General features: G+C 69.2%; 19 protein-coding genes, 1 tRNA gene and 1 pseudogene. 10 read left to right on the forward strand and 11 right to left on the reverse strand.

Going from position 1 to position 24980, the window contains the following annotated elements; all coding sequences use genetic code 11:
- Nucleotides 1-214 precede the first annotated feature (214 nt).
- Nucleotides 215-1093 carry a sterol desaturase family protein gene (locus tag ACF1AK_RS05950; RefSeq protein WP_391497541.1) on the reverse strand — a complete coding sequence of 293 codons (879 nt, stop codon included), beginning with the start codon at nucleotides 1091-1093 and terminating at the stop codon, nucleotides 215-217.
- A 206-nt stretch (nucleotides 1094-1299) separates the two neighbouring features.
- Nucleotides 1300-2364 carry an Lrp/AsnC family transcriptional regulator gene (locus ACF1AK_RS05955; protein ID WP_391497542.1) on the reverse strand — a complete coding sequence of 355 codons (1065 nt, stop codon included), beginning with the start codon at nucleotides 2362-2364 and terminating at the stop codon, nucleotides 1300-1302.
- Between the two features lie 126 nt (nucleotides 2365-2490).
- On the opposite strand from ACF1AK_RS05955, the gene ACF1AK_RS05960 reads away from it, so the two are divergent.
- The 6 genes from ACF1AK_RS05960 to ACF1AK_RS05985 all read left to right on the forward strand — a co-directional run bounded on the left by ACF1AK_RS05960 (nucleotide 2491) and on the right by ACF1AK_RS05985 (nucleotide 11897).
- Nucleotides 2491-3999 carry an MFS transporter gene (locus ACF1AK_RS05960; protein ID WP_391497543.1) on the forward strand — a complete coding sequence of 503 codons (1509 nt, stop codon included), beginning with the start codon at nucleotides 2491-2493 and terminating at the stop codon, nucleotides 3997-3999.
- 93 nt (nucleotides 4000-4092) lie between these two features.
- The gene (locus tag ACF1AK_RS05965; RefSeq protein ID WP_391497544.1) at nucleotides 4093-4371 is read left to right on the forward strand and encodes a hypothetical protein; all 279 of its coding nucleotides are present in this window, start codon (nucleotides 4093-4095) and stop codon (nucleotides 4369-4371) included.
- A 72-nt stretch (nucleotides 4372-4443) separates the two neighbouring features.
- A complete protein-coding gene (locus ACF1AK_RS05970; protein ID WP_391497545.1) occupies nucleotides 4444-4995 on the forward strand; it encodes a flavoprotein in 552 nt (183 codons plus the stop codon).
- A 931-nt stretch (nucleotides 4996-5926) separates the two neighbouring features.
- Complete coding sequence (locus ACF1AK_RS05975; protein WP_391497546.1) at nucleotides 5927-7081, forward strand: sigma-70 family RNA polymerase sigma factor; 1155 nt, start codon at nucleotides 5927-5929, stop codon at nucleotides 7079-7081.
- Complete coding sequence (locus tag ACF1AK_RS05980; RefSeq protein WP_391497547.1) at nucleotides 7078-10128, forward strand: helicase C-terminal domain-containing protein; 3051 nt, start codon at nucleotides 7078-7080, stop codon at nucleotides 10126-10128. Before ACF1AK_RS05975 ends, ACF1AK_RS05980 begins: the two co-directional genes overlap by 4 nt.
- A gap of 20 nt (nucleotides 10129-10148) precedes the next feature.
- Nucleotides 10149-11897, forward strand: a complete 1749-nt coding sequence (locus tag ACF1AK_RS05985; RefSeq protein ID WP_391497548.1) for a hypothetical protein — start codon at nucleotides 10149-10151, stop codon at nucleotides 11895-11897.
- A 243-nt stretch (nucleotides 11898-12140) separates the two neighbouring features.
- Here ACF1AK_RS05985 and ACF1AK_RS05990 read toward each other — a convergent pair whose 3' ends face one another.
- Together ACF1AK_RS05990 and ACF1AK_RS05995 are read right to left on the reverse strand one after the other, a co-directional pair.
- Nucleotides 12141-12653, reverse strand: a complete 513-nt coding sequence (locus ACF1AK_RS05990; protein ID WP_391497549.1) for a very short patch repair endonuclease — start codon at nucleotides 12651-12653, stop codon at nucleotides 12141-12143.
- A 292-nt stretch (nucleotides 12654-12945) separates the two neighbouring features.
- Nucleotides 12946-14295, reverse strand: coding sequence for a DNA cytosine methyltransferase (locus ACF1AK_RS05995; RefSeq protein ID WP_391497550.1), 1350 nt, complete (start codon nucleotides 14293-14295; stop codon nucleotides 12946-12948).
- A gap of 117 nt (nucleotides 14296-14412) precedes the next feature.
- Between ACF1AK_RS05995 and ACF1AK_RS06000 the strand changes: the two genes are divergently transcribed.
- Both ACF1AK_RS06000 and ACF1AK_RS06005 read left to right on the forward strand, forming a co-directional pair.
- Nucleotides 14413-15249, forward strand: a complete 837-nt coding sequence (locus ACF1AK_RS06000; protein ID WP_391497551.1) for an Eco29kI family restriction endonuclease — start codon at nucleotides 14413-14415, stop codon at nucleotides 15247-15249.
- Between the two features lie 73 nt (nucleotides 15250-15322).
- On the forward strand, nucleotides 15323-15997 hold the full coding sequence (locus ACF1AK_RS06005) for an Eco29kI family restriction endonuclease (RefSeq protein ID WP_391497552.1): 675 nt from the start codon (nucleotides 15323-15325) through the stop codon (nucleotides 15995-15997).
- Between the two features lie 29 nt (nucleotides 15998-16026).
- Here the strand turns inward: ACF1AK_RS06005 and ACF1AK_RS06010 are convergent, their stop codons facing one another.
- Genes ACF1AK_RS06010 through ACF1AK_RS06020 form a run of 3 tightly spaced genes read right to left on the reverse strand, consistent with a single transcriptional unit; the run spans nucleotide 16027 to nucleotide 18367 of the window.
- Nucleotides 16027-17163 (reverse strand): hypothetical protein, encoded by a 1137-nt coding sequence (locus ACF1AK_RS06010; protein ID WP_391497553.1) that lies wholly within the window; start codon nucleotides 17161-17163, stop codon nucleotides 16027-16029.
- Nucleotides 17164-17172: 9 nt separating this feature from the next.
- Entirely contained in the window at nucleotides 17173-17430 is a 258-nt protein-coding gene (locus tag ACF1AK_RS06015; protein ID WP_391497554.1) for a hypothetical protein, read from the reverse strand.
- A 34-nt stretch (nucleotides 17431-17464) separates the two neighbouring features.
- Nucleotides 17465-18367 carry a phosphotransferase gene (locus ACF1AK_RS06020; RefSeq protein ID WP_391497555.1) on the reverse strand — a complete coding sequence of 301 codons (903 nt, stop codon included), beginning with the start codon at nucleotides 18365-18367 and terminating at the stop codon, nucleotides 17465-17467.
- A 314-nt stretch (nucleotides 18368-18681) separates the two neighbouring features.
- Between ACF1AK_RS06020 and ACF1AK_RS06025 the strand changes: the two genes are divergently transcribed.
- On the forward strand, nucleotides 18682-19329 hold the full coding sequence (locus tag ACF1AK_RS06025; RefSeq protein ID WP_391497556.1) for a helix-turn-helix domain-containing protein: 648 nt from the start codon (nucleotides 18682-18684) through the stop codon (nucleotides 19327-19329).
- Nucleotides 19326-20922 (forward strand): annotated as a pseudogene (locus ACF1AK_RS06030) (tyrosine-type recombinase/integrase). Before ACF1AK_RS06025 ends, ACF1AK_RS06030 begins: the two are co-directional and overlap by 4 nt.
- Nucleotides 20923-21051: 129 nt before the next feature.
- Here ACF1AK_RS06030 and ACF1AK_RS06035 read toward each other — a convergent pair.
- From ACF1AK_RS06035 to ACF1AK_RS06050, 4 genes are all read right to left on the reverse strand, one after another.
- Nucleotides 21052-21125: transfer RNA gene (locus ACF1AK_RS06035), tRNA-Thr, on the reverse strand.
- 79 nt (nucleotides 21126-21204) lie between these two features.
- Nucleotides 21205-21867, reverse strand: a complete 663-nt coding sequence (leuE, locus tag ACF1AK_RS06040) for a leucine efflux protein LeuE (RefSeq protein WP_391498029.1) — start codon at nucleotides 21865-21867, stop codon at nucleotides 21205-21207.
- A 72-nt stretch (nucleotides 21868-21939) separates the two neighbouring features.
- A complete protein-coding gene (locus ACF1AK_RS06045; RefSeq protein WP_391497557.1) occupies nucleotides 21940-23601 on the reverse strand; it encodes an alpha/beta hydrolase in 1662 nt (553 codons plus the stop codon).
- An 82-nt stretch (nucleotides 23602-23683) separates the two neighbouring features.
- Entirely contained in the window at nucleotides 23684-24865 is a 1182-nt protein-coding gene (locus tag ACF1AK_RS06050; RefSeq protein ID WP_391497558.1) for a hypothetical protein, read from the reverse strand.
- Nucleotides 24866-24980 lie beyond the last annotated feature (115 nt).

Here is a 24980-nt window from a genome sequence, read left to right on the forward strand (position 1 = left end):
GGTCGGGCGCCGGCTCCGGGCAGGCCGGACACCGGGGCGGCCGAGGGGACGGGCCGGTCGGTGGGGCGAGTCAGTCGGTGGGGGTCGGTCGGTGGGGGTCGGTCGAAGGACGGGTGCGGGCGGCTCGGTTACCGGCCGGACGGCTGCGGGCTGGTCGGCCGCGGGCTGGTCGGCCGCGGGCTGGTCGGCTGCGGGCCGACCGGCTGGGGCGGGGTCAGGTCGATCCGGTCGGGGAGCCCTCGGCCCGGGCCGGACGGCGCCAGGCCTGGAGATGGCTGGCGATCACCCGGCCGGTGGCGGGGAAGGCGCCCGGATCGGCCAGCCCCACCGCGGCCGGGCGGCGCCCCGGTCTCCAGGTGAAGCTGCCGAAGGCGTGGTCCCACACCGAGAGGTCGGAACCGTAGTGGCCGGCCTCCGCCAGGTCGGTGCTGTGGTGCAGCCGGTGCTGCTCGGGACCGGCGAGCACGTGGTTGAGCGGGCCGAGCCGGACGTCGATGTTGGCATGCACGAAGTAGCCCTGGGCGACGACGAACAGGCCCACCACGAACACCGCCGGCTCCGAGAAGCCGGCCAGCGCCAGCGAGAACTGGACACAGCCCTGGGTGAGCAGGACGTCCAGCAGGTGGTTGACCCCGTTGTTGCCGACGTTCACCTTGTCGGGCACGTGGTGGACCCCGTGCAGCCGCCAGAGCCTCGGGTTGGTGTGGCACCAGCGGTGGACCAGGTAATTGGCCAGCGAGCCGAGCAGCAGCGCGGCCGGGATCTCCCCCCAGACCGGCAGCACCCCCGTGGACGGCGCCGCCCAGCCGACGAGAGCGGAGACCGGAATCTGGGACAGCGCCCCGCCGACCATCGTCAGCGCGAAGTAGATGCCGTACCAGCCCCACTCGCGCACATTCGGAAGCCATTCCGGTTCGTACGGAATCATCCGTTCGAGCAAGGCCATGTAGGCGATCGTCCCGAGCAGGAAGAGCTGGTTCACCCGGCCGAGGTCCCAGCGCAGACGCAGGGTCGCCACCGATACCACGACGAGGCCGACCAGCAGGAACGGATAGGCGACCCGGCGCAGCACGGTCCGAAGCTGCTCACGCATGACAGCCCCCTTTCGCAGCCCTCCGTCGAACGATCACCGAAAGTGTTCGTTCAGATACTAAGGGGGCCCCGAAGACACCGCCAGGCATTTTCGAGGAGAATCATGGAATTCTCGATTTGTCCGATGATCTACAGAGCGCCAGGAGCCTGCACGTTGCCGGAAATCATCGCCATTCGACCGACAGAATCTTTTGCGGATGATTTTATTTATGGCATTATCAACCCCGCGCGTTTGACGCTCCTGATCACCGGTGCCGTCTCCAGCGCGCCGACGCCCTCCAGCGCGCCCAACCGCTCCGTCAGGTAGTCGTAGAACGCCTCGGTGTCCCGGCAGACCAGCCCGGCCACCAGGTTGGCCGGACCGGTGGTCGCCGCCACGAACGCCACCTCCGGGTGGTCCGCCATCGCCCGCCCCACCGCCGCCAGCCGTCCCGGCGCCACCGTCAGCCAGCAGAACGCCTCGATCCCGTAGCCGAGCGGCCGGGGATCCACGTCCACGTCGAAGAAGAGCAGCCCGGACCCGGTCATCCCGGCCAGCCGCCGGCGCACCGTCGCCTCCGGGCTCCCGGTCCGGGCCGCCAGCGCGGCGAGCGGCGTCCGCCCGTCCACCGCGAGCGCGGCCAGCAGCGCGCGGTCCAGCTCGTCCGGCGCCACCGGTCCCCACGCGCCGGGCGCGGCCGGGCGGGGCACGCCCGGCGCGGCCTTCCCGTCCGGCGCGTCCGGCGACCCCGGCACGCCCGGCGCGCCCGCCGGAGCGGACCCGGCCGCCGGCGCCGCGCGGAGCAGCCGCCCGGCCTGCTCGGCGCTCAGCGCCGAGGTCCGCCCGCTCCACGCCACCCGCCCGCCGACGTAGGTGCGCAGCAGGTAGTGCGCCGCGACCGACAGCACCCGCGGGGTCCGCGGCAGCTTGCCGAGCAGCAGCTCCTCCCGCTCCGGCCGGACCGGCGCACGGGCGTTGCAGACGATCTCGCCGCCGGACAGCAGGCTCACCCAGGAGGTGTCCGGCCGCCGGGCCAGCGCCTCGGCGATCGACGCCGCGGCGTCCGGCACGCAGCGGATCCGGGTCAGCCAGTCGACCTGGCCGAGCAGCCGGGCACTGGTGCGCCCCACCACTCGTACCACCCCGGCGCCGCGCAGCCGCTGGTAGCGGCGGGCCACCGTCTGGTCGGACACCCCGAGCACCTCGGCGATCCGCCGGAACGGCGCCCGGCCGTCCACCTGCAGGGCGTGCAGCAGGGCCCGGTCCAGCTCGTCCAGCGTCACGGTTTCCACCGTCCGGAGGGTAGCCGGTGTCGAGATCCGCCGGAATCCTCCCGCCGGGCGGCGCACCGGCCGTCCCCGCACGGAAGGTGACGGTGCGTCGGCCGGACCGGGCGACACGGAGGAAGGGACACGGGGATGCGCAAGTGGGGACCGCTGGTCGCGGTCGGCCTCGGGGTGTTCATGCTGCTGACCGACGTCAGCATCGTGATCGTGGCGCTGCCGGACATCGGCGCCGGGCTGGACATGGGCTTCGACGGCCTGCAGTGGGTGCTCGACGGCTATGCGCTGGCCCTGGCCGCGCTGTTGCTCGGGCTCGGCGCGCTGGCCGACCGGGTGGGCCGCCGCCGGGTCTACACGGCGGGCCTGGCGGTGTTCGCGCTCGCCTCGCTGGCCTGCGGGCTCGCCCCGGACGGCGCCACCCTGGTGGTGGCCCGGATCGTCCAGGCGGGCGGCGGCGCGGCGATGTTCGCCACCGCGATGGCACTGCTCAACCTCGCCTACCGGGGCCGCGATCGGGCGGTGGCCTTCGGGGTCTGGGGCGCCGTCAGCGGCGCGGGGGCCGCCGTGGGGCCGGTGGCCGGCGGCCTGCTCACCGAGTACCTGGGCTGGCGGTGGGTGTTCCTGGTGAACCTGCCGGTCGCCCTGCTCGGCCTGGTCCTGGCCCGGCGCACCCTGCCGGAGTCACGCGGCTCCGGCGGCCCCCGGCTCGACCTGCCCGGCGCCGCGGCCTTCACCCTCGCGGCCGGCGCGGCCGTCCTGGCGCTGATCCGCGGCGGGACGGACGGCTGGGGCTCGCCCGCCGTCCTGGGCGCGGGCGCGACCGCCGTGCTGGCGCTCGCGGCGTTCCTGCTGGCCGAACGGCGCGCCCCGCACCCGCTGCTGGACCTCGCGCTGTTCCGCCGCCCCGCCTTCACCGGGGTGATGCTGTGCGGCGCCGTCTACTCCGCCGCCGCGTTCTCCTACCTGCCGTACACCTCGCTGTGGCTGCAGTCGGTGCTCGGCCTCGGTCCGATGGCCGCCGGGCTCACCCTGCTGCCGATGAGCGCCGCCGCCTTCCTGGTCTCCGCGCTGGCGGGCCGCCGGCTCGCCGCGCTGCCGACGGCGGTGCCACTGGCCGGCGGCCTGGCCGTGATCGGTCTGGGCGGGCTGCTCCAGACGGTGCTCGACGGGTCCTCGGGCTGGGCCGCGCCGCTGCCCGGGCTGGCGCTGACCGGCCTCGGCGTCGGTGCGGTCAGCCCGGTCCTGGCCTCCGCCGCGATGGCGGCCGTCCCCCCGGAGCTCGGCGGCACGGCCGGCGGCGCCCTCAACACCTTCCGCCAGCTCGGCCAGGCGGTCGGCATCGCCCTGCTCGGCCTCGTCCTGCACCGGGGCCTGCGCGACGCCCTCGCCGGACACCCGGACGCCGTCCCCGACCCGGACGCCGCCGCCCGCGCGCTGGCCGCCGGCCGCACCGTGACCGGCCTGCCCGGGGACCTGCTCAGGACCGCCTTCGCCACCGCCCTCGACCACACCCTGCTGGCCTGCGGCCTCACCGCCCTCGCGGGCGCCGCACTGGTCGCCACCCTGCTGCGGCGGCGCCCGGAACCGGCCCGCCCCGTCGACGACCGGCCGCCGGCCCGCGCCGAAACCGCCGGCCGCCCATAGCCGTGCCGACGCCCTGGCCGAACCGGCTTCCCGGGATGTCAGTGCCCTCTTCCATGCCCCAGGTGCAAGTCTTCAACGAAGGATCTCACCTCTGTGACCATCGCCTCCGCGTCCTGGGCGAACCTCAGTCCGACCAACGCCGCACTTGCCTCGGTCGTCCCCGCCGACGCGGGAGCGGTGCCGGGAGCCACCCAGCCCCTGATGCGCAGGCGCATCCCGGTTTCCGAGCGCCGGGCGGCATTGTGGGTGGAGGTTGTACGGGCCTACGGCCGGCAGGGCAGACTGACCGAGGGATACAAGGCGCTCAGGATCGCGGAGAGCTGTGCCTCGGAGGAGATCCGCCGAGGTACAGCGTGCTGGAGCCGGACGTGACACGGCCGCTCGCGACCGGCGCGGCGTCGTCCCGGGGCTTCGCCGTTTCTGCCAGGAGTTGGGAGTCCGGGTTTGACCGAGCACCGTGAGCCGTTCCTCTACATCGTCGTCTGCGCTTCGGGCATCGCCGACGGCGTGGGCGAACTGATCACCGCAGCCCATGCCGAGGGCTGGGGAGTCGGCGTGATCGCGACCCCGAACGGACTCGGGTTCATAGACCAGGAGGCCATCGAAGCCCAGACCGGCTACCCGATCCGCTCCGCCTGGCGCACCCCCGGCCTCCCCCAGCCGCTACCCCCGGCCGACGCGATCGCCGTCGCCCCGGCCACCTTCAACACCATCAACAAGTGGGCCGCCGGCATCTCCGACACCCTCGCGCTCGGCATCCTCTGCGAGGCGTACGGCCTCGGCATCCCCGTGGCCGTCCAGCCCTTCCTCAACTCCGCCCAGGCCGCGCACCCCGCGTACGCGGAGAGCCTCACCCGCCTCCGGTCGATGGGCGTCCTGATCGGCGACCACGTCCCCCACGAGCCCAAGGCCGGCAGCGGCCGCGGCACGTACACCTGGACCCACGTCCTCGACCTGCTCCGCCCCGTGGCGCCCTCAGCGACGGAGAGGGAGTAGCCCGATGCTCCGGCTTCGGACGGCCGGCGGGGCACCGCTGCAGTGATCGTCGTCCGAGAGGGTCGGTCACTGTGGGCCGACGGCGTCGAGGGCATCGGCGGCGCGCTAAGGTTGCGCGCCAAACCTCGCGCCATCCGGGCGTGCCCACTACCTTTGGCCGCTCCCTCCGAAACCGACCGCCCCAGCATCAAGCGGTCTAGGTCAGCGGGGAAACGTCCACCAACCGGGAAGTTAGCGCTTCGACGGCCCTGCCAAGAGGCTTCTGAGGGCAGCAACCGCGTATCGGCCGACACGAGGCTCGCGGATCAGTCCGCCACCTACCTAGCGGTTCAGCGGCGAGGCCAGCGGGAACGGGCCGCCGCCGAAGTGGGCCTGGATCTGGGCGGCGAGCTTTGTGACGCAAGGGGGAGCAGCCATAGGCCAATCATGATTCCAGGCGGCGACAGGACAAGGGGAATCGAAAAATTCACCTCCCACTACTTCCGCCATAATTTACAAAGCCACTCAGTGGCGCTGGAAATAATGGGCTCGAATGAGCGGTCCGTTGAATTTTTCTGGACCGCCAGGGAGCATGAGACACCGGACCCCGAGACGCGCCGATGTCGATGTCCAGTCAAACTGAGCGGCGCCCGACGTGTCAGCCGCCCAGCCCAAGTCGCGCTTAGCGTGCTGGAGTTCACTGCCGTACGGCCAACTTAGCGAGCCGTCCACCCTCAGTCAACGAGTCCGGCATAGCGGTCAATGATGAATAAGGTGCACCTAGCAGATAAACTAGCCCCAAAGGACCAATACGAGATAAATCGGCTTTCCGCTTGCATCATTTCGACTTGCACCCATAGCTTTCTCATGGCGCGGCCCGGATGGCAGAAGGGCCGCCACCACCAGGCTTTAGGGCTTCTATTCTCGACCTCGTTGGGAGGCGTCCTCGGTAATGGATGAAGTGATCGAGGACTTCGTTGAGGCGCTGTTGGAAGACAGCGAGCGCCTCGGGCGGCTTGAACGAGAGCACGTCGTGCAAGTGGCGAGCCGACGAGGCATCACCCCGCAACAGCTAGATCACGCCTTTGCGGTTCTACGCGATCACGGGGTGCTCAATGACGGGTCCGCCGTACGGGCAGAGGTTGTCCATGACGTGGTCAACTCGGAGCCAGCAGGCTCCAGGACACCTCACTCAGGGGCGTCCGCGAACCAGATCGGTCGCCACCGCATCCTGAGCGCCGAGGAGGAGGTACGGCTCGGGCGGACGATTCAGATGGGCCAGCGCGCGGCCCTGTCTCTAGCTGCCGGCGAAAAGCTGGGCGATGCCGCTGAGCTCGTACAGGACGGCGAGGCCGCTCGCAACGCCCTGGTTCGTCACAACGTGCGCCTGGCGATCGACATCGCAAGGCGGTTTCTCCCAGGCGCGGGCGACCTGGAGCTGGACGACTTGATCCAGGAAGGTGTCCTGGGGCTGAACCGTGCTGCGGAGAAGTTCGACCCGACACTGGGGTACAAGTTTTCAACGTATGCGACCTGGTGGGTTCGACAGTCCATCAGTCGCGCCATCGCGAACACGGGCTCAGTGGTGCGCTTACCAGTGCATGTGCGCGAGGATCTCCGCCGTGTCGATCGATACGCGCGTGGCTTCGAGGAGCGCAACGGCCGGAAGCCCTCGCTGGCGGAGCTGGCCGAAGGGCTCGGGGAGAAGCCAGCGGAGATTCGCGCGCTGCTGGACTACTCCGCACCCGTCATCCACCTGGACGTGCCGGTCGATGAGGAGGGCAGCGCGACTCTGGGGGATCTCGTACTCGCGTCCAAGGTCGAGCTTCCGGAGGAGGAGTCCATGCGGCATCTCCTGTGGGAACAGATCTTCGACACAATCAACACCCTGCTAGCTGGCACAGATCCGCGGCTCGCCCGCTTGCTCGAGGGCCGCTTCGGCCTCGACGGCGAGGAGCCGATGACTTTGGACGCACTGGGCAAGGAGTTCGGCATCACTCGCGAGCGCGTGCGCCAGTTGGAGAAGAAGTTACTCGAGCGACTGAAGACGAACGAAGGACTCAAGACGCTGACGGCGGAGTACTTGGGACGGGAGGCAGCGGCATGACGCAGGATGTGATTGAGGCCCAGAGCCGCTTCGTGGCCTGGCTTGACCGGCAGGTCACGGCCGAAGGGCGAGGCGATGGCGACGATGTGCTGGACGCTGATCCGTCTGGGGTGTACTGGCTGGGACGGCTCGCGCCTGAAAGCGAAGCCGCAGCGGTGGGCCGGGAGCGACGCATGGATCCCTGTGCCATTGGGATGCGTCTGCGTCCTACGCAGTCGGGCCCTTGGTCCTTCGCGGTCCGAGTGCGGGCACTGGCCTGGAACCGATTGAGGGACGCGCAGGAGCGGAACGAGAAGTGGGAGAAGACCGGGTGCATCGATGAGCTCGTGTACATCGAAGCCCCGGCGAGCGCGGTGGGACGGAGGTTCGGGGCGCAACAGATTGCCGTCGCCCTGGAACGCGTCGGAGCCAGCGGCTCCAGTGCCGAAGTGCGAATCACTGACGAGTCATGGCGCGGGGCGCCCGAGCTTGTGGTGGAACTTGTCAACACGACCGCTGAGGGACCGCGCCAGCGCGGCGAGCGCCACCTCTTCGAGGTGGAGCTCAGAGTGCAGGAACTCCCGACTCTGCCGTTCCTGCTGGAGTCGTTGCCCGATAGCTTCCGCTACGACCGGCGTATTCCAGCGATCGGAATGAACTGCGGCGTGGACGTCGTGAGCCCCCGCGAGCTGACCACCACCGACCAGGTGGTTGTTGAGCGGCGTCGGCCCGAATACACTTTCGAGCGCACCGATCCGGCGGTCCTGTCGCTGACTTTCGAGCGGCTGTCGGAGGACCCGATTGCCACGCTGACGCAGTTGGTCGACGCTTACGCGTCGTGGGGGGACGATCACTGGTCACCGGACAGTCTGAAACGTCGAGCCGCAGAGGGGCAGTGGCAGCCTGAGATGCTCGACCAGGCCCGGGATGCGGCCGCTGAACACGTCGTCGAGCTGGAACGACTGCGCGCTGGAGTCGCGGCGCTTGAGCTGGACGACAATCTTCGCCAGGCGTTTAGGCTGATGAATCGGGCGATGCACCGCGCGGCTCGGGGCAGGTACGAAGGATGGCGCCCGTTCCAGATCGGCTTCGTGCTCTCGGTATTGCCGTCGCTCGTCCGCCAGGGCACTGACTGGCAGACGGTGGACACCGTCTGGTTCGCCACTGGTGGCGGCAAGACGGAGACCTATCTGGGGCTGCTCGTACTCGCTGCCTTCTACGACCGTCTTCGGGGGAAGCTGGCGGGCATCACCGCCTGGAGCAGGTTTCCGTTGCGCATGCTGTCTCTGCAGCAGACCCAGCGCTTCGCGGACGCGCTGGCTGCGGCCGAGCTGGTCCGCCGCGAGTACGATGTGGTCGGCTCGCCGATCTCGCTTGGTTACTTCATCGGTTCCAGTGCCACACCCAACGAGATCCCTACGGCACCCACCGAGTTCAACCCGATCGATGTTGACGAGCCCGGAATGGCCAATCGGTACCAGGTGCTCAACGCCTGCCCATTCTGCGGATCGGAACAGATCCGCATGAAATTCCACCGGGGCGACTGGGTCTTGCGTCATGTTTGTCCGGCGCCCCAATGTCCCTCGGGAGGCCAACCGCTCCCTGTCTACGTTGTCGATCAGGAGATCTATCGCTTCCTGCCCACCGTGGTCATCGGCACCCTGGACAAGGCCGCCTTGATCGCCATGCAAGCAGGCATGCGCGCCTTCGTTGAAGGCCCGGCGGGCGAGTGCTCACGCCCCGGCCACGGCTTCACCTACGCCAAGCGTTCCAAGCGCCCGAGCGGCTGCCTTGTTCCCGATTGCGAGGCGAGCGTGGTTCCGCTGAGCCCTGCGACGCGCGTGCGCTTCGCTCCGTCATTCCGACTGCAGGACGAACTGCACCTCTTGCGCGACTCCCTGGGCGCGGTGGACTCCCACTACGAGTCACTGTTGGACGCGCTGCAGCTGGAACTTACCGGCCACACACCGAAGATCATCGCCTCATCCGCAACTCTGACAGGGTTCGATCGGCAGGTACAGGTCCTGTACAACCGCTCCGGCCGGGTCTTCCCCGTCCCCGGACCATCGGCTCGCGAATCCTTCTGGACTCGTGAGACGGACAATCCGCTGCGCAGATTCGTCGCGGTGTGGCCTCGCGGAGTCACCCTTGAGTGGGTCTCCGACCGCACTACGACCATCGTGCAGCAGTCAGTGCGCTGGCTTCTCGAAGACGCTGACGTTGTTTGTGCTCAGGCTGGCATCGACACGATCCATGTACCGATGCTCCTCGATCTGTACGGTACGCACGTCGTGTACGGGAACACCGTGCGCGATGTGGAGGCAGCCAGGCGCTCTCTGGGGACACAGGTGCCTGTCGATCCGCTGAACATCGCTCAGTTGACTGGTCAGACACCGTTTGACGAGGTCCGCGAGACCTTGCGGCGGCTGCTTCGGCCGGAGGAGGACTTCCATGACCGTCTTCACGTGGTCACAGCCTCGTCGATGATCTCCCACGGGGTGGACGTCGACCGTCTGAACATCATGACCGTACTTGGCGTGCCGCTCACCACCGCCGAGTTCATTCAGGCCACCGCGCGTGTTGGGCGAGCCCACCCAGGCTTGGTCTACGTCATTCACAAGATCGGGCGCGAACGCGACGCCGCTGTCTTCTCGCACTTCATTCCCTTCATTGAGCAGGGTGACCGGTTCGTGGAACCCATTCCTGTCACCCGGTCGAGCCGCCGTGTCCTTGAGCTGACAACCAGCGCTGCCATTGAGGCGCGCCGCCTTTTCGTTCACGAGCCGCGGTCCGCTGGCGGCCGACTGACCACAGTGGATCTACTTCGCAAGTACGCGAGCCAAACGGGCCTGGCGGCCGGCGAGGAAGCCCGAGCCTGCGCCGCAGCCCTCGGTTTGGAAAACCAGCAGCACCTGGCGGTCGGAGATGTCGCTCGCCAGCTGGAGACGTACTTCATGCGGTTGGAGAACCCCGGCGACGGTGCCCGATGGCCACAACAACTGCTCTCACGCGTTCCTATGCGCTCGCTGCGCGACGTCGAGGCGCAGATCCCTGTCAGCGACGACTGACCGAACTCGGAGAAGTACACATGAAGGACCAGCGCAGCGGCTCACAGATCCTGTACGGCTTCCTGCCCCAGCAGACCGCCGATCTCAAGGGCGGAATCTGGCGCACCACCGAGTGGAAGGATCCGCGCGTCGTTGATGTCGACGACGCGATCATCCGGGGACGTCTCATCGCTGAACTACAGGGTTGGGTTGAGCATGGCATGGACCCTAGCGCCGTAAGCTTCCTGCGCTCCGGGGGGCCGATCGAGGTGGTGGCCGTCAACCCCGAGCGCGGCGTGCGCGTGGAGCGTTTCCCGCTCGTCTGGGTTTGCCGGGTCTGTCGCCTGGTGGAGACTGGCAACCCCAAGAGCTGCCCATGCGGCAACAACCGCTGGGAACAATTGCACTTCGTCGGATTCCACGACTGCGGGCTGCTTGAGCAGCCTGTCATTCCAAGGTGCCGCGAGCATCACCAGGTGCGCATGCCGCACCAGTCCAGCATGGATGCCGCACGCGTTCGCTTCGACTGCCCGGTATGCCACCGGGAGCTTCAGAAGGGCTTCGGGTTCCGCAAGTGTCCGTGCGGGCGGCGCTACTCGGAAGGGAAGGCCGCCGAATTCATCCGCTACAACGTGCACCGCTCAGCCAGTGTCTATACCCCTCAAACCTTCACTCAGGTAAACCCCGCCAGCCGTGCCGCGATGCGCCGCGTCACCGAGTCCGGTGGTCCGCGGCGAGCACTGACCTGGGCGCTGGGCGGGTTCGAGGACGCAGAGCCTGGGGCAGGCCGCCAGACCCAGACCTCCCTGGTCGACCAGCTGGTGGCGTCAGGCCTCACGCGGGCAGTGGCCGAGCAGATGGCGACTGTGGCCAGTCAGGCAGGCGAACTTGGCATCGAAGAGGACCTTGGAGCGCTGGCAAGTGCGCCTGCCTCGCAGATCGAAGCGGCCGAGCGTGAGGCTGTCGATGTCGCGCTCGCTGCCACCGAGAAGGATTCGCGTCGCCGCATCGGCGACCTCGTCACGCCTGCGACGCCCGCCGATGCGCTCCACCGCTATGAGGTGGAGTACCCCGCCGCACTGCGCCGGGCTGGACTGGCCGGGGTCGATCTGTTCACCGACTTCCCCGTCCTCAAAGCCGTCTACGGCTACACCCGAGGAAGCGGCGAGCCAGGGGCGTCTCGCTTGAGCCTGTTCACAGGTAGAAGTGGCCGTCGCGTCTACGCTGACCTGCGCGCAACGGAAGCACTCTTCTTCCGCCTCGACCCCCTGCTGGTCCACGCCGCCCTGAGCCAGCGGGGCCACTCCCTGTCGGCCGCCCAGGACGCGCGCACTGCTCGAAGTGTCCTTGCCGCTCACGTGGCCCCGCCTTCGCGGTTCAGCGACCCAGTGGACGCCGCACCCGTGGGCCGGGACCTCCTGACGCTCATCCACTCCTACGCCCACCGCGCCATCCGTCAACTCGCTGTCTTCGCCGGCGTTGACCGTGAAGGTCTCGGCGAGTACCTCGTCCCGAGGCACAACGGATTCTTCGTCTTCGCTGCCAGCCGCGGGGACTTCGTGCTGGGCGGGCTGCAGGCCGTCTTCGAGAATGACCTCCACCTCCTCCTGGCAACCATCGCTGGTGCGGAATCGAGGTGCGCCATGGATCCCGCGTGTGAGCGCAACGGCGGCGCCTGTTATGCGTGCCTGCATCTCGGGGAACCCGCCTGCGACTACTTCAACCGCTACCTGAACCGGACTTCCCTCTTCGGTCCGACCGGCTTCTTGGCTACCGCAGCCCCAGAGTGAACTGATCTGATGAGTTGCAGACGGCGGCAGCCAACGAGCCGCCGTCTGCGACGACGCGATCCCAATCGGCGAGGCGGCTTCAGCCCACGTAGTCCGGATTTACGATCACGGTCTGGTGCAGATGAGCCAGGTCAATGCCACAGTGCGCCGCGATGTCGCGCTGCCTGTCGCTGGCACACCCCGTCTTCGGACAACCAGCCCGAGCGTCATTGCCGGCGGGAGCTCGGAACCGGTGACGGCACTTCAACCGCCAACCACTGTTGGCTTTCCGGAAGACACCGAGCTCCGCAGCCGTCGGAGCCATTGGTCGACCCGTTCCGCTGCCGCAGCTGGGTCCTCGTGCTCCCAGACTCGGATGACCGTCCAGCCAGCCGCACTCAACTTCTCCGTGGTCTCGGCGTCCCGGGCCCGATTGCCCTCGATCTTCTCTCGCCAGAAGTCCGCGTTCCTGATCGCCGGCCGGTAGTGCTCGGGGCAGCCATGCCAGAAGCACCCGTCTACGAAGACCGCGACCTTGTCGCGCGGGAACACCAGGTCCGCGCTGCGTCGAATTTCAGCCAGCGGCCTGGCGTTGACCCTGTAACGTAGGCCGCGACTGTAGAGCAGGCTGCGCAGCGCCAGTTCCGGTCCGGTGTCCTTGCCTCGGTTGGCTCGCATAGATGCGCGCACCTCCTGCGAGGAGGCCGTCGACTCGGGCGGCAGCGGCTCTTCCGTCACCAGGCCCTTCTCCCGTGCGTGTCGCCACGCGTCGGCCAAGTTCTCCTTCCGGGAGTCTCGCTCGACCTCGCAGATGTACCTCTCTTGGGTTTCACCGTCCTGCGACCAGCGCAAGTACGCGCGAATGCGCCGCGTACGCCGGTACAGCCGAAGCGTGATCGATGCACGTGCGAAGCGCCCGTCGCCGACAGCGACACTGCGATGGTTGCGACCTCCGGCCGCACGGTCCTGCTCCAGCGCTGGCGCGATGGCCCCAGCTCGTCGTTTGTACGCGCGCTCTGGGGGGAGCCGCTCTTTCCAGTGCCCCCCATCCCCTATCTGCGGCATACGATCAGTGTCCCGCTGCCGTCAGGGCGTCGGCAACGGCGTGGGCGAAGAACTCGCCGAGCACGACCGGAACCGCGTTGCCGAGTTGCCGCATTTGCTCGCCCCGAGGGCCGGAGCCGAGCCACTCATCGGGGAATGTCATGACGCGGGCGGTCTCCCGCACGGTCATGTAGCGGTGCTGATAGGTCTCGCCGCCGGCGGACGGCTCACGGACAAGCTTGTCCGTGAGCATTACCGACTCGCCTCCTGGGACGCCGTGGACACCGGCCTTGACCGTCTTGGCGGGCCGGTCGAGCTCGTTCGGCGTGTGGCCCTTGTAGATCCGGGCACCGGGCCAGCCGATGTGATCGACGACGCCGATCTCCTTGCCGAAGTTGAACTTCTCGTGGAGTCGGCTCAGGTCAACCGCCGGCAGGGCCGGAAGCTTCTCGTCTGTGCCGTAGCCCTCAATGGCGTCGCGCAGCGTGCGCCACGGCTGGCAGTCGTCTTCCTTGATCACCTTGGGCAGGCGCGCGCGAACTCGGTCACGCACATGCCCCGGCACATCTGGATGGCGCTGCCAGTAGGGACCGTCCTCGTCCCGCATCGAGCGCTGCAGGGCCGGCTCCGAAAACGGCTGCGTCTTGACGTACTTGGTGAAAGCCTCGATGTCGACGCCCAGGTCGGCCCGGAAGGCCACAAGGACCACGCGATTCCGAATCTGCGGGACGCCGTAGTCGGCGGCGTTGACCGGGACCATCACCACCTTGTAGTGGTCGGGGTCGCCGTCGTCGTCGGAGAGCCCCCCGAGGATGCGCGTCAGGTGGGCGTTGTGATCCTGCCACCTCGCCTCATCGTCCCGCTTCTCGAACGGGAGGCTCAATTCGTTCTGGATGTACTGGAAGTACTCCGCGAACGACGGCCGCAGCAGACCTCGGACGTTCTCGCAGATGACGGCCTTCGGCCGGATCTCCCGCACCGCCTGGAACATGGCGGGGAACATGTTGCGCTTGTCCTCGTCGCCCTTGGCGACTCCGCCCGCGCTGAACGGCTGGCACGGGGGTCCACCGGCGAGGACGTCGACCTGCCCCTTGAGCTTGCTCATGTCGAGATCGCGGACGTCCCCCGGGTAGAGAGGGGCCGGTTCGCCCGGCCTCGGCGGCGAGGGCCTGCGCTCCTCGGTACGCAGCAGGCCGTCGACGCCAAGGGTCTTCCGCGCGCTGGCCACAAGGGTCTCGCAGGCCCGATTGTTGAACTCGTTGAACAGCAGTGGGCGGAAGCCCGCCTGGTGGACCGCCATGGCAAGGCCGCCTCCGCCCGCGAATAGCTCAACACTGGTCCGCGGCTTCTTCATGTCTTCAGGCTGGTCAACCATGCGAGAACCATACCGCGGAGTTGGTGATCTTGGCGGGATTTCACCCGAACGTGTCCCCTGATAGTGAGCAAGAACATAGGGTTGCCTTGATCAATACCGGACGAGGAGCGGTGCGAGATGACACAGGCGGCCAGGCCGAACGGTCGGGGCACCTACCACGACGACTTCCGGCTGAGCATCACCAAGGCACTTGGTGATCAGCTGGCCGACGCGCTCTCCCACCTGGGACGCGCGCCGCTGGCCGACGAGAACCTCGTACAACTCGACGAGCGGCCCGGCGTGTACCAGCTCTACCTAGGTGGCGACTTCGTCTACGTCGGCAAGGCCGACAAGACCCTGCCTGGCCGGCTGCGGAACCACTTGCGCAAGCTCTCGGGGCGCCGCAACATCGACCTTGATGACGTCGCCTTCTCCTGCCTGTACGTCGCGGAGGACTTCTCCGCGCTCGCGCCGGAACAGCTGCTCATCAGCCATCACAAGGAGATGGGCAGCATCCCCTGGAACAACAACGGCTTCGGTAACAAAGACCCGGGGCGCCAGCGTGACAGCACGATCCTGAAGAAGAACCACTTCGACGTCGTGTTCCCGATCGACCTGGACCGACCCGTCGAGGGGCTTGTCCCGGGAGATACCTCTCTGCACGCCTTCTTGAAGGCGCTCAAGAGCGGGCTGCCCTACAACTTCCGGTACGCGGAGCCACCGCGCTCGAAGTCCTCGTTTGTGACAGTGCCGCACGCTGGGCTCTCGGCCAATGAGGCGTTCCGCCTACTTTCCGAGGCGCTGCCCGAAGCATGGCAGGTAGCGGCCCTCATGGGCTATGTGATCATGTATGCGGACTCGCCAAACGAGTACAAGAGCGCGTGGCGATACTTCCGGTCCGGAACTGTGGTCGAAGCTGAGCCCGAAGCCTCACCCGAGGAGATCGGCCAGGACGACCTATTCGACGAGGAATGATCGCGTACGTACACCAGTCAGTGAGCCCGATCCGGACCTGGCCGCACCCGCTGGCCTCAGGTCGGACCTGGCTATGAATGAGCAGGAAGACATGACCTCCGAGTACACACCGAACTCGTTCGACCCTCTGTCGACCGAGCAGATCGCGAACACCATCTGCGAGACGTTCGAACGACAGCCGCTGGTCTCCATGACTCACGAGATCCCGCGATTCGAGGGTTCGGGGCTGTACGCGCTCTACTACCGTGGCGCGAGCGTGGACTTGTATTTGCCTCTCGCTCACCTGCAGATCCCCGTGTACGCGGGCCAGGCACTCTCCAGTAACAGCGCTACTGGGGAGAAGGTCCGGGAAAAGTACCCTCTTCACAGCCGCCTCAAGCAGCACCGGATTTCGATCATCGAGGGCGGCCTGCCCATCGCCGAGTTCCGCTTCCGGGCTCTCCTGCTCCCCGACGTGCACGCCGATCTGGGCGAAAATGGTCTGCGCGTCGGCTACCAACCGATATGGAACAGCAAGCTCAAGGGCTTCGGCAGCAAGGAGCAGGGCGCCAGCACCCGCAAGAGCAAGAAGAGCATGTGGGACACCGTGCACGACGGTCGGCGGCGCACACACGGCGGGGTGGTCCATGATTCCGAATCGTTGATCGCCACGGCTAAGGCGCATATCGAGCAGCAGGTCAGCGGCTACGACTCACTTGCATGGCCCCATCCAGCCGCCGATGTGCTCCTCGACCTCGACACTGCCTGATCTGGCGCACAAAACGTCGGAGCGGTTTGTCAGGCACTCGCAGCGGCGGGAGGCGCTGTCTCACGGGCAGTCATCACGTTGGCCAGCGCTTGCTTGTTCGTGATCCATTCCGTGTCACCAGCGGAAACCGAGCGCTGAACGGCTTCGAAGGCGGCTTCGTCGAGCGCAACAGGCTTGGCCAGGTGTGCCCGCATGAAGTGCTTGAAGAGCGCGGGCAACTGATCCGGCCCGGTTACGTGCTTGGTCCTCAGCGAGAAGAGCGGCAGGAACCACGCTTCGAAGCCGTCCCTGACCTCCTGGGTGGCTCGGTACGCCTCATGCAGCGGCTGCAGGCTGGCCGTGTGATCGTAGGGGAGGTGACCGTGCAGGGCGTACTGAAGCCGGGTGCCCTCGTGTTCGCGGAAGTGCTGGCCATGGGCGGCGATGTGGTTGGCCGCGTTCTCGGTGATGGTCATGACGGCCGTGTCCGCTTCGCGCCGCCGGGCCGCGGCGAGGACGGTGGCATGGATGCCGACGCGCGGGTCGAGGACGAGGCCGTTGAGGCCGAGGGGCGAGAGGTCGATGCCGTGGTCGCCGGTTCGGGAGAGGATCAGCCGCTCGGCGACATTGCCGGCAGTGTGCTGGAGGTGCTTGGGCTGCTGGCGGTGGCTGGCGTGGATGTCCGAGCGGTCGAGGACGGGGCGGTCCCTCGCGAGTTCGGCGACGAGGTGGAGGCCGGTGCGCTCCTGGGTGTCGGTGCAGCCGCAGGCGTTGCAGGGGTGGCTGCCGGTGTCGGTCGTGTGACCGCAGGCCCGGCAGGTGGGGACGGTCTCGCGGCCGATGGTGAGGGTGCCGGCGCGGAGGTTGTTCTCGATCATCTCCAGCGCGAGGTTGGCGACCTCCGCGTCGGTGTCGGTCAGGATGCCGCCCGCCGGGGACTGTCCGGACGTGTACTTGGCGGCGATCAGATCGGCCTCGAACCGCTGGCGGGGGATCATCGGGCCCTCGGCCTGGCGGTGGCGGAGGTCTCCGGCGAGGGTGACGGTGTTCCACAGGTGGGGTGCGGGCGGTAAGCCCAGGATGGCGTTGAGGGCGGCGGCGAGGCGGATGCCCACGGCCTTGCCGGGGCGGGTGTCGAAGGTGAAGGGGCCGTTCTGGACGGGCCCGTTGAGGAACAGGTGTCGCACGGGCTCCTCCTAGATCGGCGGGGTAGTGGTTCCCGTCCGGGTGAACCGGCCGTCTCGCAGTTCGTAGTGGAGGATCGCGGCGTTGGGCATCTTGCCCTTCCGCTCCTCGGCGAGGATCTCGGGCAAGGTGCAGGCTTCGAGCAGGGATCGAAGAGCCACCGCGGCGGTCTGGTGGGTGAAGGCGACGACGGTGCGGGATTGCTGGAGTTCGGCCTGGGCGACGGGGTGGCTGTCGCCGATGACCTTGAAGACGACTCCGTGGTCCATCAGGTAGTCGCGATCGCGGACGGTGGGGACCGGCCTACCGGTGTTCAGCGGTGAACCGTTTCAGAGTGGGGAAGGTGCCGGTGTCGATCGTGTTGGACGACTCATACTGATCAAGTCCCATCGTGAAAAGGGTGCGGCGATACTGCCGCTTGATGTGCTTGTCGTGCCGCGTGGGGTCGGTGAGCCGCATGAGGGCAAGGAAGAAGAAGCACTTGACGAGCAGGAAGTCGCCCAGGTGCTCGCTCACCTGCTGTCCGATCAGGGACGCGGTGGTCTCGTCGAGCGCGGCGGTGTAGGCGGCGCGCTGTCCCGAGGTGACCGTGTAGCCCTTGCCACCGCCCTTGAAGGCCACGATGTCGAGCGCGGGGTAGACGTCATAGCCGAGCGGGATCGGCCCGTGGTGCTGCCAGTCGATGACCCCGGCTTCCAGGACGTTCGGCAGGCCGTAGTCGAGGTGCCCGTGCACCATCGGCAGCGTGGCCAGCCGGTCGAGGGCAACCTTGACCGCCTCGTGGACCCGCGAGGTGTCGAAGTCCGGGTTCTCCTCGAAGACCTCTGCCGCGAAGGCGGCCTTCTCGAACCACGACGTTGCCGGCAGTGGGTGCCGCGCCTGGGCCCGTAGGAGACGCGATGCGACAGCAGCCGCGGTGTCGACCACCTGGTGGGTAACCTGCCCGTCCCGCCGGGCGTCGGCAAGCGCCTCCTCGTGTAGCGAGGTGTCACCGATGGCGCGCTCGACAACGAAGTAGCCGCCGTCCTCCAACCCGCTGTCTACGATCTCCGGCACGGGATAGCCCAGTCCTGAAGCCATCTGCTGGAACTCGATCTCTGCCCGCAGGTCCTCGCCACCCGTCCGCTTGTAGAGCAGGCCATCGGCCGACCTCCACACCGCACCTTGGGTGGCGGTTCTGTCCTTCACAAACTCCCAGTCGGTCATCCATCCATCCTTCCGTAGCGCCGAGTTGGGGTGGAGCAGGTACGGCTGTGTCGCCCCGGCTACTGGGTGAGCGCCCCCGCCGGCCCGACGCGGAACCCGCAGGGCGTCGAGTTCGCAGGGGGCTGCGGGGGCGCTCTGAGTGGCCGTTGCCGCAGGGAAACCGGCGTCGGCCACTCGATCGTGGGCCCACTGGGCGCGGGCAATTCTTGTGGTCAGAGTTGGCGGAGTCCGACCAACGCGCGAGCCATCACCAACGGTGTGTCCTCGTAGGACCGTGCGGCCTCGCCTCCGCTGTCGGCGCGGCGAGGCCCGGAGTGGAGCACTGGTCCACCGACGACGAAGACGCGCCCGACTGGCCCGAACGAATCACCAAGCACGTCATCCGAGCAATCACTCGAAGGAGGCAAGACCTTGGACTGTCCGCGCAGGATGTGGCCGACGAAACAAGGGACTTGGGCTACGAAGTCCCCCGGAACGTCATCGCCAACTGGGAATCCGGCAGGCGCAAGACGATCACGATTCCCGAGCTGATCGTCGTGGCCGAGGCCCTGGACATCGCACCGGTCGAGCTGCTCTTCTCCCCAGCCCTCGGCGGCTGGGTCGACTACCTGCCAGAGATGCCCAGCGACCGCTGGTCGGCGCTCACCCACTTCACAGGAGAGGCCCGCCACTCGCTCGGGATGTACCGGCTCTGCCTCTACCGGAAGCACGAACGGATCTGGCAAGAGCTCCAGGACGAACACCACGACGCGTTCCAGCTGGAATTCAAATTGTTCCGGGAGGAATGGCCTCCCGGCTCGCAGGACAAACTCGACGCTCTCGTCGCCGCCGTCCGCGAGCGGCTTCAACCCGTCAGGGCACACCTGCGCGAGATCGGCCTGGAAGTCCCGCACCTCGCACCGAGTCTCGACTTTCTCGACGCCGAGCTTCCCCCACTGAACACCGATCTGGAGGACAAATGAAGGGTTCCACCTACCACCGCTGCTACTGCCGCGACGCCGAGACCGAAAGCCGCTCGCCAAGGCGTGCCCGAAGGCCGGCAGCCGTAAGCACGGCTCCTACTCCATACGCCAGGAGCTGCCCAACTCCGAGGACGGCACCCGCCGTTCGTTCAACCGCGCCGGCTACGAGACTCTCAAGGAGGCGCAGGCTGACCTCGACCACGTCCGTGGCCTGCTCGCCCTCGGCAAGGAGGATCCCGACGACCTGGCCCTGGTCGCCGAGCTCCTGGTGAAGGTCGCCGACGAGAAGGCCCAGCTGTTGCCCGATATCGAGGAGACCCGCAACCGCCTGAAGGCCGGTCAGGATCGGTCCAGCCGCGTCACCGTGGGCGAGTGGCTCAATACCTGGCTGGCCGGCAAGGCGATCCGCAAGTCCGGGATCACTCGCTATGAGTGTGACGTGCGGGCCCACCTCAAGCCCCGCATCGGGCACATCCGCGTCGACCGGCTGCGGGTGAGCACGCTCGCCGAGATGTTCACGGCCATCGCTGACGCCAACGAGGAGATCCTGGAGAACAACGCCCTGCGGCGCGCGCTGAAGGCCGAGCTCGCCACGGTGCCGATCAAAGGCATGGAGAACCGCGCCCGCCGCAAGGCTCTGCGCGCCGAACTCGCCGAGATGCCGCCCTTCCGACGGACGACCGGCGCGGCCACCCGCCAGCGCATCCGGGCCACGCTCCGGACCGCCCTGAACGCCGCGATCCCCGAGGGCCTGATCACCCTCAACCCGGCCGCCCACGTCAAGCTCGACCCGGCCACCAAGCCGAAGGGTCTGGTGTGGACACCCGAGCGGGTCGCGCAGTGGCGGGAGACCGGCGTGAAGCCCTCCCCGTGATGGTCTGGACGCCGCAACAGACTGGCGCGTTCCTCGATTTCGTCGCTGACGACCGCCTGTACGCGATGTGGCACGTTATCGCCTTCCGCGGTCTTCGCCGAGGCGAGGCGTGCGGGCAGCTGTGGTCCGAGACCAACCTCGACGACAGCTCCCTGACCGTGACGACCCAGCTCGTGCAGGACGGCTGGGAGGTCGAGGAGTCCGACCCCAAGACCGACGGGAGCTTCCGGACCGTGGCGCTGGACGACGACACGGTGGCCGTCCTGCGGCGCCACTGCGAGCGGCAGCAGAAGGAGCGGAACGACTGGGGGCCCGCCTGGAAGAACACCGGCCGGGTCTTCACCAACGAGGACGGGTCCTGGCTCCACCCCGGCAAGGTCACCGAGATGTTCGCGCGACTGATCGCCGCATCCGGGCTGCCGCCGATCCGCCTGCACGACCTCCGCCACGGCGCGGCCACGCTCGCCCTCGCCGGCGGGGTCGACATGAAGGTGGTGTCCGAGATGCTCGGCCACTCCTCCATCAAGATCACGTCGGACACCTACACCAGCGTCCTGCCCGAGATCGCCAAGGGCGCGGCCGAGGCCGCCGCGAGGCTCGTTCCCCTCCAGCGGAGGACCGAGGCCGAGGCTCACGCCAAGGCCGCGGCCGAAGCCGAGAAGGCCAAGCGAAAGGCCGCGAAGAAGGCGAAGACCAAGGCCAAGAAGGCCAAGGGCTAACCCAAGATCAACACCGGCGCTCACGCATCGCTCACGCAAGCGATCTTGTAGCGCGTCGCTGACGCCTGCTCAACGTCAAGGAATGGCAAAAGGCCCAGGTCATGGGCTATATGACCTGGGCCTCTACTGAGCCGCCTGCGGGATTCGAACCCGCGACCTACGCATTACGAGTGCGTTGCTCTGGCCAACTGAGCTAAGGCGGCGCCGTTGCCGGAAGTGCTGGCAACGCGGGCCAGTCTACACAGGTTGGCCGGTGATCCGTAACGCGGTGGCGGGGTGGGGTCAGGCGGAGGAGACGGCGAGCTTGGCGGCGAAGCCGGCGAAGAGGGCGGCGACGCCGCTGGTGAGGCCGGCGGAGAGGCGCTTGCGGCGGCTGAAGGCGGTGGCGAGCGTGGTGCCCGCGAAGATCAGCAGGGAGAGGTAGAGGAAGCTGAAGGTCTGCAGGATGCCGCCGAGCAGGGTGAAGGAGAGCACCGGGTTGCCGTAGGAGGGGTCGACGAACTGGGTGAAGAAGGAGAGGAGGAAGAGGATGGCCTTGGGGTTCAGCAGGCTGATCACCAGGGCGCGGCGGAACGGGCGCTCGGTGGACTCGGCGGGGTCGGCGGCCGGCGCGGCGGTGGCGGGCGCGGGGACGGCGCGGTGTTCGCGCCAGAGCTGGCGGGCGGCGCGCAGCATGCCGATGCCTATCCAGAGCAGGTAGGCGGCGCCGCCGAACTTGACCACGGCGAAGACGGCGGGGTTGGCCTCCAGGAGGGAGGCGGCGCCGAGCGCGGTCAGGCTGATGAGGGTGAAGTCGCCGACGAACACGCCGGCGGCGGCGCGGTAGCCGGTGCGGACGCCCTTGCGGGCGGCGACGGACAGCACGTAGAGGGAGTTGGGGCCGGGGAGGAGGATGATGACGAGGGCACCGAGGACGTAGGTCGCCAGGTCGTTGACTCCGAGCACGGTGGGCTCCGGTGAGGTGGGAGAGCGGTGAGGGGCGCTCATCCTAACGTCGTACCGGGAGCTTTCTGAGGATCAGGACCCGCAGCGCTTCCCGTTCTCCGGCGCCTCGCCGGCCAGCAGGTAGTGGTTGACCGCACCGTCGAGGCAGGCGTCGTGGCGGCCGTACGCGGTGTGGCCGTCCCCGTCGAAGGTCAGCAGGCGCCCCGACTCCAGCTGGCCGGCCAGTGCCTGCGCCCACGCGTACGGGGTGGCCGGGTCCCGGGTGGTGCCGACGACCACGATCGGGGCGGCGCCGGCGGCCCGGACGGTGTGCGGGGTGCCGGTGGCCCGGACCGGCCAGTAGGTGCAGGTCAGCGCCATCCAGGCCATGTCCCGGCCGAACCGCGGCGAGGTCCGTTCGAACTCCGGCACCGCCCGCGCGGCGTCGTCCGGGCCGGTGAACGGTGCGGGCAGGTCGAGGCAGTTCACCGCCGCGTTGGCGGACATCAGATTGGGGTAGGAGCCGTCCGCCTCCCGCCCGTAGTAGGCGTCGGAGAGCTTCAGCAGACCGGTGCCGTCGCCGGAGCGGGCGTCGGCCAGCGCGGTGCGCAGCCGGGGCCAGAGGAACTCCGCGTACATGGCCTGGACGACACCGGTGGTCGCCTGTGCCTCGCTGAGCCGGCGGCCGGCGTCGGTGGTCGGCAGCGGGCGGGCGTCGGCCTCCGCGAACAGGGCGGCGAGCTGTTCGCCCGCCTGTTGCTCGGTGCGGCCGAGCGGGCAGTCCTCGCGGGCGGCGCAGTCCCGGGCGAAGGCGGTCCAGGCGGTCTCGAAGCCGCCCGCCTGGGTGCGGTTGCCGGCCAGCGAGTCGAGCGAGGGGTCCATCGCGCCGTCGAGCACCATCCGGCCGGCGCGGCCGGGGAACAGGCCCGCGTACGTCGCGCCGAGGAGGGTGCCGTAGGACTTGCCGACGTAGTTCAGCCGCTCGTCGCCGAGCAGGGCGCGCAGCACGTCCAGGTCGCGCGCCGCCTCGACGGTGCTCAGATGGCCCAGCCGGGCGCCGGCGCCCTGGCGGCAGCCCTCGGCGAACTCCTTGGCGGCGGCCACCAAGGCGTCGACTTCGGCCGGGTCGTCGGGGGTGATGTCGACGGAGGTGTACGCGTCCATCCGCTCGCCGCTCAGGCAGCTGACCGGGGAACTGCGGCCGACCCCGCGCGGGTCCACCCCGACCAGGTCGTACCGGGCCCGCACGGCGGCGTCGTACGTCCGGGCCGCGCCCTCGACGTACTCGACGGCCGAGCCGCCGGGGCCGCCGGGGTTGAGCAGCAGCGAGCCGAGGCGCTCGCCGGACCCGTCGGGGACGGAAGGGGCGCGGACGGCGGCCAGGGTGAGGTCGCCGTCGGCGGGGTGGTCGTAGTCCAGCGGCACCCGGAAGCCGGTGCACTCGTAGCCGTCGTCGCAGGGCGTCCAGGCGAGCCGCTGCCCGTAGTAGGGCGCGAGTGCGGCGGGCACGGCGGCGGGCAGCGACTCCAGCGGGGTGACCGGCGGCGCGGACGCGAACCCGGAGACCCCGTCGGCGCCCCCGGACGGCGTGGCGGAGCTCGTCGCCCCGCCGCCGGCGGGCACGGCGTCCGGGGTCGTCCCGGCGGCCGAGCAGCCGCCCGCCAGCAGCCCGGCGGCCAGGACGGCCGCCACCGCTCCTCCCCCGCGCCCGGCACGCACCCGCGCCGGGGCGTCCTGCCGCCTGTCGGCCCGCATCCGGGATCCCCTCAGCCGTTCACCCCCGGTGGCCCCACTGCCACCGGGAGTACCGGAAGCGTAGTGCCGTGCGCGGCCGGGATCAGGACGCCTTGCCGAGCGCCTCGCCGAGGTACTGCGCCGCCTGCCGGACCAGCCGCAGCCGGATCCGGTCCGCCGAGTAGTCCGTCGCGTTGTCGGAGATCCGCACCTCGGCGCGGGCGGCGGCGCCGGTGCCGCCGCGCAGCGCCGACTGGAGCTTGCGGGCGGCGTCCAGCCCGGCGGCGTCGGCCTTCCCGGCGGCGAGCAGCAGCCTCGGGGTCCCGGTGGCGGGCGCCTCGGCGCCGGTGCGGACGAGCGCGGCCGCGTCGTACCGGCCGGAGACGGCCGCCGCCGCGCCGTACAGGTCGGGACGGGCCAGACCGGCGGCCGCGGCGCAGGGCGCGCCGTCCTCGACGCCGAGCGCGCCCCAGGCCGCCGGGCCGGGCGGCAGAGTGCGGAAGGTGGCCGCGATGGTGGTGCGCAGCGCGGCGTCGTCGGCGACCGCCATCGGGGCGGCGGCGACCAGTTCGCAGGGGTGCGCGGTGCCGTTCGGCGCCTCGGGGGCGACCAGGATGAACGGCTTGCCCTTGGCGCTCTGCACGGCGGAGGCGAGTCCCTCGAAGACGTCCGGGACCTCGGCGTCGGCGGTCTTGCGGGGGGTGGCGGCGTGCATCACGACGACCGGGAAGCGGGCGTTCGGGTCCTTGGCGTACTGGGCGGGCAGCCAGACCCGGACGTTGCGCGGATGGCCGTCCGGGCCGGGGACGGCGGACTGCAGCAGCTCCCCGCCGCCCGGGTGGCCGACGCTGTCGAAGCGGCTGACGACCGGCAGGGGTGACGGCGTCGGCGCGGGCGGGGCCGGCGTGGCGGGCGCGGCGGCGTCCGCGACCTCGGCCGGCGGAGCGGCCTGCCACCCCCCGCCCGACCCGTCGAGCCGTCCGGCCACCGATCCGAGCGAGCCGGCCGAGCCGGTCAGGCCCCCCGGTCCGCCCGCGCCGTCCCCAGTGCCGTCGCCGCTCAGCGCACCGAAGGTGCCCAGCGCCGTCAGCAGCGTCAGCACCGTGACGCCGACCCCGCAGACCATCGCCCCGGCCGCCCGCAGCAGCATCGGCCGGTGCTCCCCGGCCAGTTCGTACGTCTCCGCCGCCCGCAGGTCGCGCCAGCGCAGCAGCGCGCCGCGCGCCAGCCAGACTCCGCCCCCGGCGGCGGCCAGCAGGGGAACGATCAGGAGCGAACGGACCATGGGACGCACCACCTCGGAGGAGGGCCGGCCGGCCGGCGGCCGGGCCCGGCACCGTACGGGAGCGACGGCCCCGGCGGCGGGGCGCAGTCGGCCCCCAGCGTGCGGGACGAGCCGG

The sequence above is a fragment of the Kitasatospora sp. NPDC015120 genome, from assembly GCF_043080305.1.
Lineage (GTDB): Bacteria > Actinomycetota > Actinomycetes > Streptomycetales > Streptomycetaceae > Kitasatospora.

Bases quoted from the DNA above. Each gene is read 5' to 3' on its own strand.
- ACF1AK_RS06020 (WP_391497555.1), bottom strand. From the start codon at position 18,367: ATGACCGACTGGGAGTTTGTGAAGGACAGAACCGCCACCCAAGGTGCG.
- ACF1AK_RS06015 (WP_391497554.1), bottom strand. From the start codon at position 17,430: ATGGACCACGGAGTCGTCTTCAAGGTCATCGGCGACAGCCACCCCGTC.
- ACF1AK_RS05995 (WP_391497550.1), bottom strand. From the start codon at position 14,295: ATGGTTGACCAGCCTGAAGACATGAAGAAGCCGCGGACCAGTGTTGAG.
- ACF1AK_RS06005 (WP_391497552.1), top strand. From the start codon at position 15,323: ATGAATGAGCAGGAAGACATGACCTCCGAGTACACACCGAACTCGTTC.
- ACF1AK_RS05985 (WP_391497548.1), top strand. From the start codon at position 10,149: ATGAAGGACCAGCGCAGCGGCTCACAGATCCTGTACGGCTTCCTGCCC.
- ACF1AK_RS05980 (WP_391497547.1), top strand. From the start codon at position 7,078: ATGACGCAGGATGTGATTGAGGCCCAGAGCCGCTTCGTGGCCTGGCTT.
- ACF1AK_RS05950 (WP_391497541.1), bottom strand. From the start codon at position 1,093: ATGCGTGAGCAGCTTCGGACCGTGCTGCGCCGGGTCGCCTATCCGTTC.
- ACF1AK_RS06000 (WP_391497551.1), top strand. From the start codon at position 14,413: ATGACACAGGCGGCCAGGCCGAACGGTCGGGGCACCTACCACGACGAC.
- ACF1AK_RS05975 (WP_391497546.1), top strand. From the start codon at position 5,927: ATGGATGAAGTGATCGAGGACTTCGTTGAGGCGCTGTTGGAAGACAGC.
- ACF1AK_RS06050 (WP_391497558.1), bottom strand. From the start codon at position 24,865: ATGGTCCGTTCGCTCCTGATCGTTCCCCTGCTGGCCGCCGCCGGGGGC.
- ACF1AK_RS06045 (WP_391497557.1), bottom strand. From the start codon at position 23,601: ATGCGGGCCGACAGGCGGCAGGACGCCCCGGCGCGGGTGCGTGCCGGG.
- ACF1AK_RS05960 (WP_391497543.1), top strand. From the start codon at position 2,491: ATGCGCAAGTGGGGACCGCTGGTCGCGGTCGGCCTCGGGGTGTTCATG.